General features: G+C 53.6%; 15 protein-coding genes. 7 read left to right on the top strand and 8 right to left on the bottom strand.

Annotated elements, in window-relative coordinates; translation table 11 throughout:
- Positions 1-164: 164 nt before the first annotated feature.
- Positions 165-995 (top strand): undecaprenyl-diphosphate phosphatase, encoded by an 831-nt coding sequence (locus ACIQUF_RS05160; protein WP_403129141.1) that lies wholly within the window; start codon positions 165-167, stop codon positions 993-995.
- Position 996: 1 nt separating this feature from the next.
- Positions 997-1,407: a DUF1294 domain-containing protein gene (locus ACIQUF_RS05155; protein ID WP_403129139.1), complete on the top strand. Its 411-nt coding sequence runs from the start codon at positions 997-999 to the stop codon at positions 1,405-1,407.
- Positions 1,408-1,411: 4 nt separating this feature from the next.
- Here the strand turns inward: ACIQUF_RS05155 and ACIQUF_RS05150 are convergent, their stop codons facing one another.
- From ACIQUF_RS05150 to ACIQUF_RS05125, 6 genes are all read right to left on the bottom strand, one after another.
- On the bottom strand, positions 1,412-1,756 hold the full coding sequence (locus ACIQUF_RS05150; protein WP_403130290.1) for an MmcQ/YjbR family DNA-binding protein: 345 nt from the start codon (positions 1,754-1,756) through the stop codon (positions 1,412-1,414).
- 7 nt (positions 1,757-1,763) lie between these two features.
- On the bottom strand, positions 1,764-2,681 hold the full coding sequence (locus ACIQUF_RS05145; RefSeq protein ID WP_403129137.1) for a LysR substrate-binding domain-containing protein: 918 nt from the start codon (positions 2,679-2,681) through the stop codon (positions 1,764-1,766).
- A 136-nt stretch (positions 2,682-2,817) separates the two neighbouring features.
- Entirely contained in the window at positions 2,818-3,741 is a 924-nt protein-coding gene (locus ACIQUF_RS05140) for a LysR substrate-binding domain-containing protein (RefSeq protein WP_403129133.1), read from the bottom strand.
- A gap of 135 nt (positions 3,742-3,876) precedes the next feature.
- Positions 3,877-5,373: an FRG domain-containing protein gene (locus tag ACIQUF_RS05135; RefSeq protein ID WP_403129131.1), complete on the bottom strand. Its 1,497-nt coding sequence runs from the start codon at positions 5,371-5,373 to the stop codon at positions 3,877-3,879.
- A 172-nt stretch (positions 5,374-5,545) separates the two neighbouring features.
- On the bottom strand, positions 5,546-6,910 hold the full coding sequence (locus ACIQUF_RS05130) for a reverse transcriptase domain-containing protein (RefSeq protein ID WP_403129129.1): 1,365 nt from the start codon (positions 6,908-6,910) through the stop codon (positions 5,546-5,548).
- Positions 6,907-7,473 carry an SLATT domain-containing protein gene (locus tag ACIQUF_RS05125; RefSeq protein ID WP_403129127.1) on the bottom strand — a complete coding sequence of 189 codons (567 nt, stop codon included), beginning with the start codon at positions 7,471-7,473 and terminating at the stop codon, positions 6,907-6,909. The genes ACIQUF_RS05130 and ACIQUF_RS05125 overlap by 4 nt, the downstream gene beginning before the upstream one ends.
- Positions 7,474-8,053: 580 nt before the next feature.
- On the opposite strand from ACIQUF_RS05125, the gene ACIQUF_RS05120 reads away from it, so the two are divergent.
- The 5 genes from ACIQUF_RS05120 to ACIQUF_RS05100 all read left to right on the top strand — a co-directional run bounded on the left by ACIQUF_RS05120 (position 8,054) and on the right by ACIQUF_RS05100 (position 12,651).
- Positions 8,054-8,431 carry a hypothetical protein gene (locus ACIQUF_RS05120; RefSeq protein WP_403129125.1) on the top strand — a complete coding sequence of 126 codons (378 nt, stop codon included), beginning with the start codon at positions 8,054-8,056 and terminating at the stop codon, positions 8,429-8,431.
- Between the two features lie 180 nt (positions 8,432-8,611).
- Entirely contained in the window at positions 8,612-9,766 is a 1,155-nt protein-coding gene (locus ACIQUF_RS05115; RefSeq protein ID WP_403129123.1) for a DUF4238 domain-containing protein, read from the top strand.
- Between the two features lie 1,384 nt (positions 9,767-11,150).
- Positions 11,151-11,549, top strand: coding sequence for a DUF6957 family protein (locus ACIQUF_RS05110; protein WP_403129121.1), 399 nt, complete (start codon positions 11,151-11,153; stop codon positions 11,547-11,549).
- A gap of 62 nt (positions 11,550-11,611) precedes the next feature.
- The gene (locus tag ACIQUF_RS05105; RefSeq protein ID WP_403129120.1) at positions 11,612-11,815 is read left to right on the top strand and encodes an MbcA/ParS/Xre antitoxin family protein; all 204 of its coding nucleotides are present in this window, start codon (positions 11,612-11,614) and stop codon (positions 11,813-11,815) included.
- A gap of 122 nt (positions 11,816-11,937) precedes the next feature.
- A complete protein-coding gene (locus ACIQUF_RS05100) occupies positions 11,938-12,651 on the top strand; it encodes a hypothetical protein (protein WP_403129118.1) in 714 nt (237 codons plus the stop codon).
- 178 nt (positions 12,652-12,829) lie between these two features.
- On the opposite strand, the gene ACIQUF_RS05095 is transcribed toward ACIQUF_RS05100, so the two are convergent.
- Both ACIQUF_RS05095 and ACIQUF_RS05090 read right to left on the bottom strand, forming a co-directional pair.
- Complete coding sequence (locus ACIQUF_RS05095; protein ID WP_403129116.1) at positions 12,830-13,696, bottom strand: hypothetical protein; 867 nt, start codon at positions 13,694-13,696, stop codon at positions 12,830-12,832.
- Between the two features lie 68 nt (positions 13,697-13,764).
- The gene (locus ACIQUF_RS05090; protein WP_403129114.1) at positions 13,765-15,471 is read right to left on the bottom strand and encodes a pentapeptide repeat-containing protein; all 1,707 of its coding nucleotides are present in this window, start codon (positions 15,469-15,471) and stop codon (positions 13,765-13,767) included.
- Positions 15,472-15,570 lie beyond the last annotated feature (99 nt).

Here is a 15,570-nt window from a genome sequence, read left to right as displayed (position 1 = left end):
CTGTTAGGATTTCGGCCGCGCAAGATGAAACCTTTAGGCCAGGGGAACTTTTGTACTGGCATTGGTCCCACCAGTCGCTGTAAAAATGCCGCGCCGCGTGCGGCAATCACAAGCAAATCAAGAACAAGGGGCCTGCAAGCAGCAGGGCTCCATCCGGGGGAATGATGGATTTTTGGACTGCCTTCCAGGCAATCATCTTAGGCGTGGTCGAGGGACTGACAGAGTTCTTGCCAATCTCCAGTACTGGCCACCAGATCATCGTGGCTGACCTGATCGGCTTTGGTGGTGAACGGGCAATAGCCTTCAACATCATTATCCAGCTGGCCGCGATTCTCGCGGTGGTGTGGGAATTCCGACGCAAGATCCTCGACGTGGTGTTCGGCCTGCGCAGCCAGCCAACGGCGCGGCGTTTCACCGGCAACCTGCTGCTGGCGTTCATGCCTGCGGTGGTGCTGGGCGTGCTGTTCGCCGACCTGATCCATGAATACCTGTTCAACCCGATCACGGTGGCGGCGGCTTTGGTAGTCGGTGGTGTGATCATGCTGTGGGCCGAACGTCGCACGCACCGTGTGGATGTCGACCACGTCGACGACATGCGCTGGTCGCATGCCCTGAAGATCGGCTTCATTCAGTGCCTGGCAATGATTCCGGGCACCTCGCGCTCCGGTTCGACCATCATCGGCGGACTGCTGTTCGGCCTGTCGCGCAAGGCGGCCACTGAGTTCTCGTTCTTCCTGGCGATGCCGACCATGGTCGGCGCGGCAGTGTACTCGGGCTACAAGTACCGCCACCTGTTCGAACCGAGCGACTTGCCGGTGTTCGCCATCGGCTTCGTGACGTCATTCATCTTCGCCATGATCGCAGTGCGCGCGCTGCTCAAGTTCATCGCCAACCACAGCTACGCCGCATTCGCCTGGTACCGCATCGTCTTTGGCCTGCTGATCCTGGCGACCTGGCAGTTCGGCTGGGTCGACTGGTCGACGGCGCACGGCTGATATGGCCCGGGTGCAAACGGCAAGGGAAGAGGGCGTACGCAATGTGCGCCTGAAGCTGCTGGCGCTGGGGGTGCTGTGCCTGTTGCCGCTGTCAGGTGCCGCGCAAATGGCCTGGAGCGGGCAATCCTGGCTGCCTCTGGGTGCCTATCCGGCGATGAGCCTGATCACCCTGTTGCTGTACTGGCAAGACAAGCACCAGGCCCGCAGTGGCGCCTGGCGCACACCCGAGAAGGTGTTGCATGCCGCTGAGCTGCTCGGTGGCTGGCCTGGCGCACTGTTGGCCCAGCAGCTGTTTCGGCACAAGACCCGCAAGGTCTCCTATCAGCTGGTGTTCTGGGTCATCGTGCTGTTGCACCAAATGTTTTGGGTGGATCAGCTGATGTTGGGCGGGCGCTTTCTGCCGCTGAGCTGACGGCTCAAATCAGCAACCCCACCTGCAATCGCTTCGCCAGGCGCCGCACCACCAGTTGGTGCGAGCGCTGCAGTAGATCGCACAGCTCTTCCCGAGCCATAGGGTAGGGGGGCTCCATGCTGATCCACCGCGCTCGCGCCAGGTAAGGCGCCGGGCGCACGCCAGGGCGGTCGCAGTAGCCCAGAAACAGCTCATCGGCCACCTTGAACGACAACCCCGCCCCGGCCAGGTCGAGCACCGCGAACATCTTGTTACCGGCCACCGAGAACACCCGGATGCCACCCCATTTGTAGTCTTCCCGCGCCCCTGGCAGGCCCAGGCAGAACGCCGCGACCTGCTCCTCGGTCATATTCTGCTTAGACATAACGTTCTCCACACGCCTCGAACGACGCTGCCAGATGGTCGATCCACACCCGCACGGCCGGCAACAATCCCCGTCGATGAGGGTAAACCGCCTGCAGGTAGCCGCCTGGCAGCGACCAGTCCGGCAGTAGCCGTACCAGTTCGCCCCGTTCCAACTCTTCCTCGCAGAACATGCTCGGCAGTGCCGTAAACCCCAGCCCTGCCTTTACGGCCGCATTGCGCACGACGAAATCATCGATGGCCAGGCGCGGCTCCAGGGCGATTTCCTGCTGCCGGCCATCCGGCCCGAGCAGACGAAAATGCACTAGCCGATCGGCTTCGGCGGCGCCCAGCACGGGCAACGTGGCCAGCTCAGAGGGTTCGCGGACATGGTCGGCAAACCCCGGCGCGGCCACCAGTTGCATCTGCGCCTGGCGTAGCCGGCGAGTGACCAGCGCCGGGTCTTCGTCGCCCAGGTCGCGCACGCGCAGGGCAACGTCGATGCCCTCGGAAATCAGGTCGACACGGCGGTTGAGCAGCACCATGTCCAGTTGCACCTGCGGGTACTGCTCCAGAAAGCGGCTGATCACATCCGGCAGGAACGCGTGGGCCAGCGCCACCGGGCACGATACCCGCAAGCGTCCGCGTGGCTCGCTGCTCATGCTCGCCACGGCCTCATCGGCGGCCTCGGCTTCCAGCAGCATGGCCTGGCAGTGGTGCAGGTAGCGCTCGCCCACTGCGGTCAGCTTGAGTTGTCGGGTGGTGCGCTGCAGCAGCCGGGTGCCCAGGCGTTCTTCCAGCTCGGCAATGCGCCGCGACAAGCGTGATTTTGGGATGCCCAAATGGCGCCCGGCGGCGGCGAAACCGCCGGCTTCGACCACCTGGGCAAAGTAGAAGAGGTGGCCAGTTTTCCTAGAGAGACCATTGATCAAAGCTGATGTTTCCTTTATTGGTCAATGGGCTAGCATGCTTCTGCTATTGACGAATGATCAAAATTACACCTTTGATCAAGGCCAGTCTCATTGAATGAAATCAGGATAGTTGGCGAGAAGGTGCTGGCGGAGCCACCTACAGTGGCCGGTCACCGCAACGATCGAACGCGTGTGCTAAATGATCTAGCCAAGCCCTGACAGCCGGCAACACTCCACGCCTGTGCGGATATACCGCCTGGAGCCAAGCAGGAGCACAACGCCAATCTGGGAGCATGCGAACAAGCTTGCCGCTGGCCAGCTCGCTTTCACAATGCATTAATGGCAAAATCGTGAACCCCAGGCCAGCCAACGCTGCCTCTTTACGCATTATGAAATCTTCCACGCCCAAACGAGTCGGCATGGCGATTTCGAAACGTTCGCCAACATCATTAAACAGGCGCATTCTGGCCAACCGATCAGAATCTACTGCCCCTAGGAATGGGAGCCCCATCAGCTCTTTAGGATGTAAGACAGGGTGAGTGGCGAGAAAGTCTGCGGAGGCAACAACCTCAGTACGGGCCTCGCGTAAGCGCTTGGTGACAAGGTTTGGTTCCTCATCCTCTACTTCGCGAACGCGAAGCGCTACATCGATACCTTCATTGATCAAGTCGACACGCCGATTCACCAAAAGCAGATCGAGCTGGACATGAGGGTATTGTGCTAGGAAATCACAAACCAAGGGATTGAGAAATTGATTTGCTAGCCCGACTGGGCTGCTCACCCTGAGAGGGCCTCTCGGTTCACTGGTTGCGCTAGCAATCACCTCATCAGCTTGCTCTGCTTCCAAAAGCATTGCCTGACAGTGGCGAAGGTACCGCTCACCTAGCGCAGTGAGCTGCAATTTGCGTGTTGTTCGTTGGAGGAGACGAGCGTTTAGCCGCTGCTCCAATTCTGCAATACGCCGGGATAGCCTGGATTTCGGAATACCAAGTAGGCGACCTGCGGCAGCGAAACCACCAGCCTCGACGACCTTCGCGAAATAAAAGAGATCGCTCAAATTTCGGGGATCACCAATGGGCACTTTCGAATGACCTTATGAGTTAAGGGGGCAAGGTTTGGACTAGCGTCCATTATGCCTGAACTCAGCAGGCTTGTGCCCACCAATATGCTGCACGTTGATTTGCTCGGCTATGCGAGCTCATTGGACATCAGTGCGCTATGAAAAGTTAAGGACTACTAGGTTAGCAGGGTTGTACAGCACCAAAGACCGCTTCATGGCTAACTGCGATGGAATGATCTCGCGAGCGAAAATGCTCGATAGCTGACTGAAGTCGAACATTAGGCGAGGTTCATGAGTTTTCTGGAATGCATGTGTCATCGAGATCACTGATTCGGGATCTTTAAGGCTTGAAATCCATGCCGGATCTAATGCGTTAAACAACTGATTAGCTGAGCAGTAAGCTCTGGAGTAAGAGTCGCCGTGGTAACCAAATTCGATATAGATGGCGTCCGAAATCCATCCTTGGAATGCCTTGTCAACTTTATAGCCTTCGGGCGAATAATGATCTGGAGTTGAGCAAAGGTTAATTAAAGCAGAAATGGCACAGGCGATGTCTTCATTCGTGTAGGGGAGATTTCGCATGCCGTTCCAGGCTTGACGAGTCGTAGACCTTAGCAACGCCTCGTCGACTTCCTCGGGAAGTCCGGTAAAGATCCACTCTACTGCTTGGGCTCGAAGCCCTCGCTGTGTGTTGAGTGCCCCTTTTATCGAATGTTTCACCTGATCCGCAAGACTGGGAGCGGTGGCCTCGCTACGAAGGGGCAAAAGCAGATGGCGGCCTACGGTCGAATAAAATTGTTCGTTCGGATTGACTCGCCATGGTTCGAGTGCCTCGTCGCTCCATTGCGCGGTGGGGCTCAGCGGAGCGATGAATGAGTCTGAGTCATAGGTTTCGGGCGTCTCGACATAGATATTGCGGAACAGGCTTTGCTTTCCTTGCTCTTCTGCCATGGCACGGAGCATGGCATGGTTCTCTATGCGTCGATCATTGAAGAAATACGTGTCGAGTGATTGCTCCAAAGCGCTCTTGTGTGAAGGGTATATCTGTTCGCGCGATGGGAAGGCTGGAGCACCACTCCAAGGGAATACGATTCTATCCATATCGTAAATTTGATACCATGGATGATTCGCGAACAAGAAATGACCGTGCTGGGATTCCAGTCTCCACAGATTAGGGACGTTAACCGTCACTGGCTCTGCAACAAATGCTATTCCTTCAGCTGAAGGGGGCAGATGACTATAAAAATCTTTAAGGTCTGAAGTATTTAGGCAGTAGATAACGCAATTGCCAGGCTCCTCGGGTGGAGATTGAGTGTCAGATGCAAAGAAGCCTGCAATTGTAGGTTCGGTGCTAAAATCAATATAGTTCGTAGGGAATCCATAATGCTGAAGCACAGCGAATAGAGAATCGACGTGCTCTTCCTCCGCAAGATAAGCGAGAGCTGGCTGTTCGATCACCCAGTTCGTGAACCTGATCAGCTTCTCATCAAGCTGAAATTTAGCGACCGGGTCGTGAAGTACTTTGCGCGCCAGCGACGAACTTGGCGTCCACTCGCGGAGCTGTCCTCGAAACCAATCGTAGCGTCCTTCGGCTTTGAAACTCTCAGCAAGCGCAACTGCTTCTTCTACGTTCGCTGCTTTAAATACTGTCATCGATGATATCCATATATCAAATTATGCAGTCGATGGTTTGACCGCTTTGCACCAGTTTGTTCACTAAGCCCGTAACCTGAATTATTTGCCGTGGAGCATCAAGCCACTGTGCGGGTGACTGCTAGCCCCAGCAAATTCAGAGTAGGAATTGATCTGGGCCCAAACTCCAGCTTCAGGAGGTTTGTGCAATATCTTCCTCCAGCTCCCGCACCGCTTTACTGGCTTTGATCTCAAAGCGGCGTTCGACCTCTGAATCGCTCAATTTTGCCGCTTCTGCGCCAAGCCACATAGCGAGTTTCTCGCGTTTCTGGGGCACCGTGAGAGCGTCAAGGTTTGGAATGTACCCATCGCCTGCCTTCATGCCTCGTTGAAGCTCGTAATAGGTCTTGATCAGCGACTTTGGGCGAATCTCGCCGCCAGGACAGAATCGATCGGTCAGCTTCCTGATGGTGTGATTCACGGAGCGTAGTTGTAAAGTCGAGGTGATCTGCGAAAAGTAGGCTGCCCAGCCGAGCCGCTTGCCCTTGAAAATACAACCGGTGATCCTGAGGTTGAGCTTCCATTGACAATAGGCAAGTGCACGATCTTTATCTGCCACGCTACGGGCGGTCAGCAACTTGTGACGATAAGCGGTGAAAATCTTGGCCACCGATGCCTCGAATCTTAGGATGCTCTCGTGACGTATCAGTACGTTGCCGCTCTCAATCTGATAACCCAAGAAGCTGAAGGGATCCGTCAGTGGCGCGACTTTGGATTTCGAGTCAGGCCCAAAGTCATGAGGGTTGAGCTTTAACCCCTTTAGCTGGGTAATCAGCTCGTTTGCCGTTGAGCGCGCCAAGCCTGCGGGCGCGAGGATCAGAATGTCATCCACGTAGCGCTTGTACCAAATACCCGGCCTTGATCCAAAGGTGGCATCAATGCTTTGCAAGGCAATCTCTGCAAGTACGTTGGAGATTGCCAGGCCCTGCGGTACGCCAATAGTAGGGCGATCAGCATCTTTACCTCCCCTGGATTCAGGCACAGTGGGCGTGGTGAGGGCGCTGCTGATCAGCTTGCGAAGCTCTGGTTTTCTGATCTTTTTCTCTGTTGCCGAGGCTACAAGGTCATGGGGAATGGATGGATAGAACGTTTTCAGATCGATTTTGGCGTATTCAGCGTAAGCGCCTGAGTCGAGCGCTTTTTTCAGCGAGTCGATGACGGTCTGAGGCAGTGTGAGTTTCGCAAGGGGGAAAACGTCAGTAAGGCAATTGCAGAGCGCGCGCAGAACGATTCGGTCTCGGGCCGTGGGGATGGATATCTGCCTGGGAAGAGATGAGGCCCCTTTGAGTATCAGTTTCTCCTTGTAGGCGGTGAAGCGGTACTCACCCTGGTGAACCTTTTCGTGAATGTGGTCGATTTCCGCACTCAGAATTTTGTTGAGGTTAGCCGGGCGCATACGGTCGAGCCCGATTGCACCAGATTGCTTGATTTTCTCGGTGTAGATTTCCAAAAGGTGCTCACGGCTGAAGCGCTTTTTGAAACTCAGGGCCGCGCTCATGGCTTGTTCCAAAACGAGTAAAGCCCGACTACCACAGGCAGTGCATAAAGCATCGTCGTGATCAAAAAGCGCATCGTCAGCCAGAACACTGCGTTGAAGTACTCGAAACCTGTTGGCATACGACTGGTAAGCCCAGTTGCGAACACCCGCGCTATGCGATCGTCGATCTCTCGATGATTTTCGGACTCAGCGAGCAACTCGTCATAGCGGTTTACCTGCGCAGGTGTGGGCTTCGGGGCGTCAGGTTCAGATGAGTCGTTGGGCAAATCACGATAAAGCTTCTGCAGCTCCAGATAGTTCGTACGCATCAGCATCGCACGACCTCGGAAATCTCGATTTGCTACCGCGAGTGAGATGCCCAGCAGCGCGACGGATAGAATGGTCGCCATGACATCAGTGTCGGGGCCCAGTACAGTGCTGTGCCGTATGGTTAGCACCCCTAGGGCCGTGCTAAGAATCGCATACCACACCAGTAAGAGTTGTGAGTGAAAGTCCAGCCACTCTAGGCGTTTATGGGCCTGAATTCGCGCCTTGTAAGTGAACCAGACGTTGTTCTTTTTCACGCACATCTCTCCATAGAAAAGGGGAGAAGGGGTGGGAGGATTTGAGTACCGTTGAACATCCCTAATGGGATCAGCGGGCCGAAGCCCAACAGCCGAAGCTGTTTATTATCAGAACCGCCCTCGCTTGCGCGAGAGGAAGAGCCCACCCCCTCCGCGAGTGATTCTACCGTGCCAGTATCACGGGTGGAAATGGTTCCACCTACCGAGCTAAGCATTTTGTGAAATGCTGGATGAATGGCTCGGACTCAGATTCACCCGCTGAAAACAAGCCTGAGTAGAAATGTACTCATCTGTGTAAGGCCTGACGCCTAGAAAGGGTGTCAAACAAAAATGCAGCCCGGCGTCGCTTCTACGGGATGCTCATGTACTGCTAATCCGACCAATGCGCCACGCAGGGTGGTTTGCTGGCTCTTGGCCATCCTTTCCGGATATGCTCCGGCCACAGCATCACATCCAGCCCTACGCGGAAGTGGCCATCGGCCCTGCAGGCTGCAATTGATGCGCAATTGTCGTCTGGGCGCATGCCGAGGCGGGTGGTGCCTCTTCCTGCTCAGGAGGGGGCAGATTCCATGGAGATGGCATGAGCTTTTTTCGGACGAAGAGATTGATTCACTCAGATCACACGGATGCCCATGAAGACAGGCTAAGCGAGATCGTCAATGTCGAGAGCCAAGAGATGGCGGATCGGCTGCATGGAGACTCCACCGTGGTGAAGCTCTTCTACGAGCAGCACTACAAGTACGGGGGGCACTCGCAGAATTGGGGAGCGAGCAAAAGGCAGGATCATTACAACGATGTCTGCGTCGTGCTGGGCGCGAAGGCATGGAAGCAGTATCAGGAGGGCAAGCTCCAGGAGTCTGTGGCTAAAGCTCGGAACAAACTCTACGTAGCTTTTTCCAGGGCACGAGGCGCTGTGTATTTGGCCTCAGATCGGTTGTTCAAAGCGTACAACTCATAAATTTGAAAGTTGGGCATAAGCGGACATGCCGAATCGCCGAATCATTATTAGAATCAAAGTTAAACACATATTGTCAAAGCCTAATTACAGGCCTACACCAAGTCTTTAAAGACATGACAAGATTCACCGTGCTCGCACTTCTTTGCTGGCGCAGGTCAATCACTCAAGGAGCAGCTTTGGATGGAAAACGGAAAAGACCCTAATAGAAATAAAAATCAACACTATGTGCCTGAGAGCTATTTTGAAGAATTCTCTAGAGATGGATCCAGCGTTTGCGGCCTATTTAAAAAGAGCGGAAATTCCATACCGCATGTTTCTTTTAGCGGCCAATCATCCGCAGCTTGGTTCTATGGCGATGCGGAAAGAGAAGATGAAATAACAGAGTTTGACACCAAGTACTTCGAGAATCGAAAGCGTATTTTGAAAGCACTAGCTGATGGTGTCGCCGACCTTCCATCCGCAGAGATTGAAATTCTTCTGGAGAACACTCAGTTTCAACGGGAGCGGACTCTGAGTCACCGTAAGGCCGAACACGGAGTTCACGAATTTCATGAAGGTTTTTTTGCACCTCAGGTTGAGGATCTGGACAACTACGACTCAGGTCATTCACCCGAGGCCACCCAAGCCGTCAATGACGCGATGAGGATGTTTTTCAAGTCATTTAGCGACCCCAGAGACTCCCAGTTTGTCAAACTGATGATGATCGATAAGAGTGATGTCGCAGATCTTCAGCTAATTATCCTCAAAAATTGTACTTCGCATCCTTTCATTTTCAGCGATTCCCCGATCGCCTACACTAACCCCGCGCTTAGTGATTTTAAGTGCAGCAAACTGGGCAACGCTAACGTTGGGCTGCAGATTTTTTATCCTCTAAACCCCGATTTTCTGGCGTTATTTTTTGATGCTTCCGTTTATCGAATTGGCGACGCGAAGAGTATTGTACTGGACGTCACGAACGATGATGATGTTACGCAGATCAATAAGCTTCAACTTCATGAAGCTGTCAACTCGATATACTTCAGTCGCGCTGAGGACTCCGAATATGTAAAAATGCTTTGGCGCGAAGAAAGCAGTAGGTTTGAGCAGAAGACAAGAAACGTTGAAGGCGTACCTGAACTCTCTATGGATGGTTATGTCACTGGCCGTCAAACATTCGCAATTGTCGAATCAGAGCCTAAGTTTTACCCTTCGCTTAGCTTCGTAACCAGCGACCTTTCAAGTTCCAACCTTCCTTTTCGAAAAGCCTATTGGCGCCGGTATCTCCCTGAAGGAGTAGAAATTCCAAGGTATAACGACAAGATCGATCGTCATTCCGACGTAGAAAGAGAGAAATAAGCGCGACTTGGATAAATTTGCCAGCACCGCAGCCTCAGCGCCGTGAAAAGCTTTTGGCGCTAAACCTAACCTTCAGACAAACGACCCCTCTCTTTCGTTTGGAGAGCGGTCGTTGATTTGACATACAGTGTTTGTCTATGCGAACACGCAAGCGGTCAATCGGGTGGCTCATTCATCCACCCGATAGAGCGAACCGAGCAGACGACTACTTTTCAATTTTTTGAGAAAGGGCCGCATGGCCAATCAGTAGTTATCTCTGGTCGACCTAGCGCCGAAGCATTGATTTTGAAGCTGACATCAATGCCCACCACACACTGAATAAAGACATCATTCTTTGCGCCAGTAACGGCTGACAGTAGAACGAGGGATGCCCAACAGCTGTATCACCTCAACCTGGGTCTTACCTTCGGTTTTCAGCGCGCGAACCTTCTTTAGGTTCTCCTCGGTGCTGCGAGTACGGGGATGCGCTTTTTTTTGCCGGCGCCAGGGGAAGAGGTGCGTCAAGAAGCTCCATAACCTTGAGTTCTTCTAGTACCAGATTGAGGATGTCCCTAGGCGTCTTCTGCTCATCTGACGCATGTACGAGCGCCAAGAAGGTCAGCGGATGCACACTCAAGGACTTGGCGAGCGCTCGATTCGTTTCAAGTGTGGGGTTGGATTGACGGCCTTCCAGGCGGCTGACCTGCGATTGGGTCACCCCGCCGGCGACATCGTATTGAGATAGCTGCTGCTAGTCTCTCAGCAGTTGCAGAACCGCTGCATAGGCTTCACGCAGGCTCATTTCATCCGCCCTGATAAAAGCGGACGGTATGCCGCGTTTGCGTGATCTCACTAAAATGTATATATTCATCATTGTGGGAATTGGCTGGCTTGTCAGCCACCTGCTTGGCGCTTGTCTTTCACAGAGTGCTGAGGCTGGTGTCCGATTACCTATTCAATATACGGCTAACTCTCAAGGGTACACTGTGATGTCCAGCAATTTTGAGCTGTTGGTTAGCCAGCAGTCGCCGATCGAGACGCCGCCCGGGCCAGTGCCTGCCAATGTGGAGCGGGCGATGGCCACAAATTTCGGCATCGCTATAACGGGCTTCCTTTGCTGCGCTGTGTACGACCAGTCAATCAATTGTCTGGTGGGCATTGTCTATCGCGAGAGCCGCTGTCGATTCCGAGATGGTTCCACAATCCGTACATCTGTGTTGAGGCGGCGTATCGAGCATGGTGCGTACCATCTGTTTCAGACGAGAAATGGAAGCGTCTACGTCGTCTGCGACTGGGCGCTGGAAGGTGGAAGCCCTCAGTTCGAAGGCGTCCTTCACTAGGGCCGGAATATCCCGCAACGAAGCGATGCAAGATGTAGCGCGCTAAGACGAATCAGGTAGGTACAGTGGAATCAGCGTTGGTAGCAGACCTTTTATCCGAGCACGGCCTCCCCTTGGACGGTGATGGCCAATCAGATGAGCTTATCGTGGAGACTGCACGGGCAAATAATCAGGGCCGACCGTTTTATGTCGTACGGGACTGGCTCCTACTAGACATCATGGTGCCAAGCGATGTTGAAGATGATCTCAACGCCAAAGGGCTACAGCCAACGGTGCTCTTTGCCAGCACCGTGGTGTACGACAGCAGCGTTGAAGGCTCCCGAGCAGGTGCAATCCGCTCTAGCTTCCAGCGTGTACTAGATGATTGCACTTTTGAAAGCATGCATACGAGTTACATCTTGGCTGGGCCAGGGACAAGAAAACATGTGAGCCTTCCTGCACTCCTGGCCTTGGAAAATGCCTGAATCCAATCAGTGCGCCATTCGCCCAGGAAACGAACGCTCAAGCCGCTAGGAAATCATTCCTCATGAAAACAGAAATGAGTTTTGAGGAGTTAATTCGACGTCAGGCTGAGCGGGTGTTTGGCAGCGAAGCCAAGGCCAACATTTGGTTATCGGAGCCTAGGACTTTTTTCAGTGGCGCCACCGCATTGGAGTGCGCATACGATGAGACTGGGTATCGAAGAGTAAAAGGTGTGCTCGAGCGCATTGAACATGGATATGCCTGTTAGACGAATCTTCCCTGGGGGCGGTTAGCTCATGGCCCTAAGCCTATGTAAACCCCGGAACGAAATTTTCATCATTAAACGCTATGCCATTGAATTCAATGCGCTCATCAATCCCGGAGGGCGACATGAATGATGCACATACTGAGTGGGGCCGTTTCTGTCTGAGGTATCGACAGGTGGCAGAAACCTCAGAATTTGCTTCTGGTCGGGTTGATCTTCCCCAGTTTGATGGGGCAGCGGAATTTCGAATTGCAGCCAATTTTTCTGGCGGTAAGCTAATGAAGGGCACGCTATTTTTCGTGCCTTATTACGAAATCGACCCGTTACCCTTTACCTTCCACAACGATGAGACCATTGCGAGCTTAAGGGAAGGGCATTGCTTGCTAGTACTCGTTGCCGCTGGTACTGATTGGTCGGAAGTCGTATGGCCTACGTCAATGGCAGAGTTAGATAGCTATATTGTTAGCGTGACCGGCTATCCACGGTTCCTCGAAGATTGGATTGTGGGTAGGCGTCGCGAGCTTAATAGGCTGCTGATGGTTGTGCTAGTTAAAGACAATATTTGCTATGGATATTTATTAGGCTCACCGAGAGAGGGGGGATTCACTGAGACCCGGGTTGTCCCTGTTTTCTTCAATCGAGTTGAGGGGTTTTCATTTGAAGATCGCGTGCTGATTGAGCTGGAGCTCAGTGTGAAGCATCTCCAAGCGCTCATCAGGCACTCTCGTCAGTTGCAGCCCAGTTCTGGCGACGTAAAGGAGGATCGATGTTTGCGTCATGCGCTCGATGAGCTGGCGAGCGGGTTGGAAAAGGGCGCGGGTCGATACCGTCCAACCTAACATCATGTCTGCCATTCCTACCGCTACCGCCATAGTATCCAGTGTTCCTGGGTGGTTGTGACGTCTTAGCATTTCCCTTGGTCAGGCTCTAACTCAAGCCCAGTCGCATATCCGTGGTTATAGTATCTGAGGTACTGTACTTCCTTGCTCGGAGAACATCGGCCTTTTGGCAATGCCCTCAGCGGCCCTGGTGAATTGATATGCGGTGTTTTTCGGATACAAGGCGAGTGAGTGCGTTGGTTTCCTGGTGCAGAGTTGTAAACGCGGCTTTGATTTCAGCGCCAATGCGTTGAGACGCAACATAGGGCAATTTAATAAGCACATAGCTTCGTTGTGCATCAACGCTATCGAAACGATCTGGGTCATTGATTTGCTGATCAAATCTCTCAACTGCCTTACTCCAGTTGCAGAACGCGGTTTTCAGCTGCTTGCCAAGTAGACCAGGTTCGGCAGAGTAGTTGAATTTTTCAACCGAATCAAAGAAGGAAATGAAACCGCTTGGGAATTTTCTCGGGGGTAGGGAAATGTGGAAAAGCTCAATGAGCTGGGGGAAGTCGACAATTTTATATAGTCTGCGGAAAAAATCTTTCTCGGGTGATTCCTTGTTATCTGGGAAGCCCAGTTCAGCTCTTAGGTAGCCGGACTCAGGTGCGGCGACTCTATTTGATATGTCAGTACAGTCGTGAATTTCTGTTGAATGAATCGTGCTAAGCTTAATTAGTTTGCGCTTATCCGCTTGCTGCAGGATCTGTCCCGTAACAAATATGAATTTCTCTGCGCCACATGCATGAGCTTTTTTCATATCGCTCATGAACTTGCTTTTGATTTTTTTGAATGACTCGAGCTTTTTGACAGGAAAATAGCATGCAACAACAACCGTACCATCGAGGCTTTCAAGGTCTCGTCCACCGTCCGGGCCACCCAGTGGCGCAACGTTCTGAAGTCGTTCGTAGCCAAGACTTGACAGGTACAAGTTGGTGAATATTTCAGCTTTAGGGGGGCCCAGTAGCCACATCTGAAGCACAGAGGAAATGGAATTTTGCATGCGAATCCTTGCGAAGGAACACTCTTGAGGCCAATGGTGGCGCACTGGCCTCTGGGAGGTCTAGGGTTTTATTCGGCGCCGGATGGCTCCCGCCCAGTAGGGCCAACGGAAGGGACTAAGCCCTCCGCAGGTTTTTTCGTGGCTCCACCCCTCTTGTTCGCGTCAGGGTTCATCAATCCAGGTGGAATAGGTAAGACGCTGGCCGATCCAGCGGGCGGAGCTAGTGATTCGACCTGGTTTGCTTGCTTTTTCATTTCAGCGTTAAAGGCGTCGGTGTACTCCCTGAGCCCTTGGTCAGGCAGGTTTTTGCAATCTCCGACCGTCAAGAAATCCAGCACCACCGAGTTCAACTCTCGTTCGATGCGAGTAAAAAGTACTCGGGTCTGGATGAACATATTCCAAGCAAATCCCCAACTGGGTTCCAGCTTCGGTTTGCAGAGCCGGTGACGTACGCCCTGAAGTGCCGCCTTGGGGTCGATTTTCAAAAGAGATTCGCGCTGCTTGGGCCATCCCACTGACTCCGAGGCATCCAGTATCTGGTATGGCTCCATCGGCATGACACTCACCCTTTTTCCATTGGTTCTGAAATATGAGGTGGCCTGGAGCGAGGTCATTTTGAAATCGACGTTTTCAAAGGTAACCCCATAGAACGACGCAAGCGCTAGGTCTGCGAAAACGAACGATACATCGGTCATCTTGATGGTGTCCCACAGAGACCCCTTCATGCTGGTCTTGACGAAGCTTGTGGTGTCCAGATCAATGAACTGGAACGTCGAGCCATCCAGCTCAGCATCTCTGAAATTCGCTCCGTCCAAGGATGTGTTTACGAACACCGAGCCGTAGAGGCGGGCAAGGGTTAGATTCGCGCCCGAAAGGTCAGCATCGTGAGCCCAGATTCGGGGTATTACTTGCATGCTGATGTCCAGGAAACGAAGGTGGCGGGAGCGCAAATCCATGCCCACTTCGCGGGCCATGAAGTAGTTCTCGCTATCCGGAACACCTGAGTACGAGGCTAGTGCGTCGCTTGTGGTGGCCGGGCCAGCCCACAGCTTCTCGCTTCGGTCGATTTGAATGTGTGGCACCCAGGCGACTGTGCCGTCTTGGCTGTTCAGAAGTGTCGTCTGCGATTTCAGGTAGAGGACAACGGAGTATTTTGCAGGGATGAAGATGACATCGATGCAGATGAGGAGCCATACCGCCAAGACAGACGTTCCAAGGCGGCGCGTCCAACGCAATACGCGCTGAGCATACCGGTTGACGTGATTAGCTAGCAGCTCCTGGTACCTCACCCGGGATGCACGCCAGGCCCCATACAGGCACGCCACCTGGATGATAAATAGGGGAGCGCTCTGGTAGGCGGTGAATTTACCGAGTATGTACAGCAGGGTTGCGGGCCCAGCGATCAAGAGGCAGCCCAGCATCAGCTTGTCTGTGCCCAGATCAAGAGCGCCGTGCGGCGTACTGGTGTTAGCGGTCTTGAGGCCGGCGTACACCTTGGGCAGTCTGCGCAGGGTTATCAGGTGCCCGATCAGGACAAGGAGGGGGCTCAGTGCATAGAACCCAACCACCGAGACCGTCACGGTCACGAGCGGAAGCTGGATACCTTTGCTCGGCACGAGCAGCATGGAGTCCTTCGTCGCTGACGCACTGGCCAGGATGTACAGGATGAGCAGGGCGTAGGACAAGCAGGAAGAAAGGTCTGGAGCTGTCGGTTCTTCCTTGCGAGCCGCTTTGCGCGGAAAAACGGCGCGGACGGGCTGCTTACGGTTGGTCACGGTCATCTCATTAAAGGTCGGGCGCTGAAAATCGGCTAGGGTAGCCGAGCGTTCGGGCGGCGAACCGGTCGGTGGTTGCCACGGGGAAGCCAGCAACGC

It is taken from the genome of Pseudomonas sp. NPDC090233 (genome assembly GCF_044772285.1).
Lineage (GTDB): Bacteria > Pseudomonadota > Gammaproteobacteria > Pseudomonadales > Pseudomonadaceae > Aquipseudomonas.
Note: the sequence above shows the minus strand (reverse complement) of the source record. Positions and strands in the feature narration are given on the sequence as shown.

Bases quoted from the DNA above. Each gene is read 5' to 3' on its own strand.
- ACIQUF_RS05160 (WP_403129141.1), top strand. From the start codon at position 165: ATGGATTTTTGGACTGCCTTCCAGGCAATCATCTTAGGCGTGGTCGAG.
- ACIQUF_RS05155 (WP_403129139.1), top strand. From the start codon at position 997: ATGGCCCGGGTGCAAACGGCAAGGGAAGAGGGCGTACGCAATGTGCGC.
- ACIQUF_RS05150 (WP_403130290.1), bottom strand. From the start codon at position 1,756: ATGACCGAGGAGCAGGTCGCGGCGTTCTGCCTGGGCCTGCCAGGGGCG.
- ACIQUF_RS05135 (WP_403129131.1), bottom strand. From the start codon at position 5,373: ATGACAGTATTTAAAGCAGCGAACGTAGAAGAAGCAGTTGCGCTTGCT.
- ACIQUF_RS05130 (WP_403129129.1), bottom strand. From the start codon at position 6,910: ATGAGCGCGGCCCTGAGTTTCAAAAAGCGCTTCAGCCGTGAGCACCTT.
- ACIQUF_RS05120 (WP_403129125.1), top strand. From the start codon at position 8,054: ATGAGCTTTTTTCGGACGAAGAGATTGATTCACTCAGATCACACGGAT.
- ACIQUF_RS05115 (WP_403129123.1), top strand. From the start codon at position 8,612: ATGGAAAACGGAAAAGACCCTAATAGAAATAAAAATCAACACTATGTG.
- ACIQUF_RS05105 (WP_403129120.1), top strand. From the start codon at position 11,612: ATGAAAACAGAAATGAGTTTTGAGGAGTTAATTCGACGTCAGGCTGAG.
- ACIQUF_RS05100 (WP_403129118.1), top strand. From the start codon at position 11,938: ATGAATGATGCACATACTGAGTGGGGCCGTTTCTGTCTGAGGTATCGA.
- ACIQUF_RS05095 (WP_403129116.1), bottom strand. From the start codon at position 13,696: ATGCAAAATTCCATTTCCTCTGTGCTTCAGATGTGGCTACTGGGCCCC.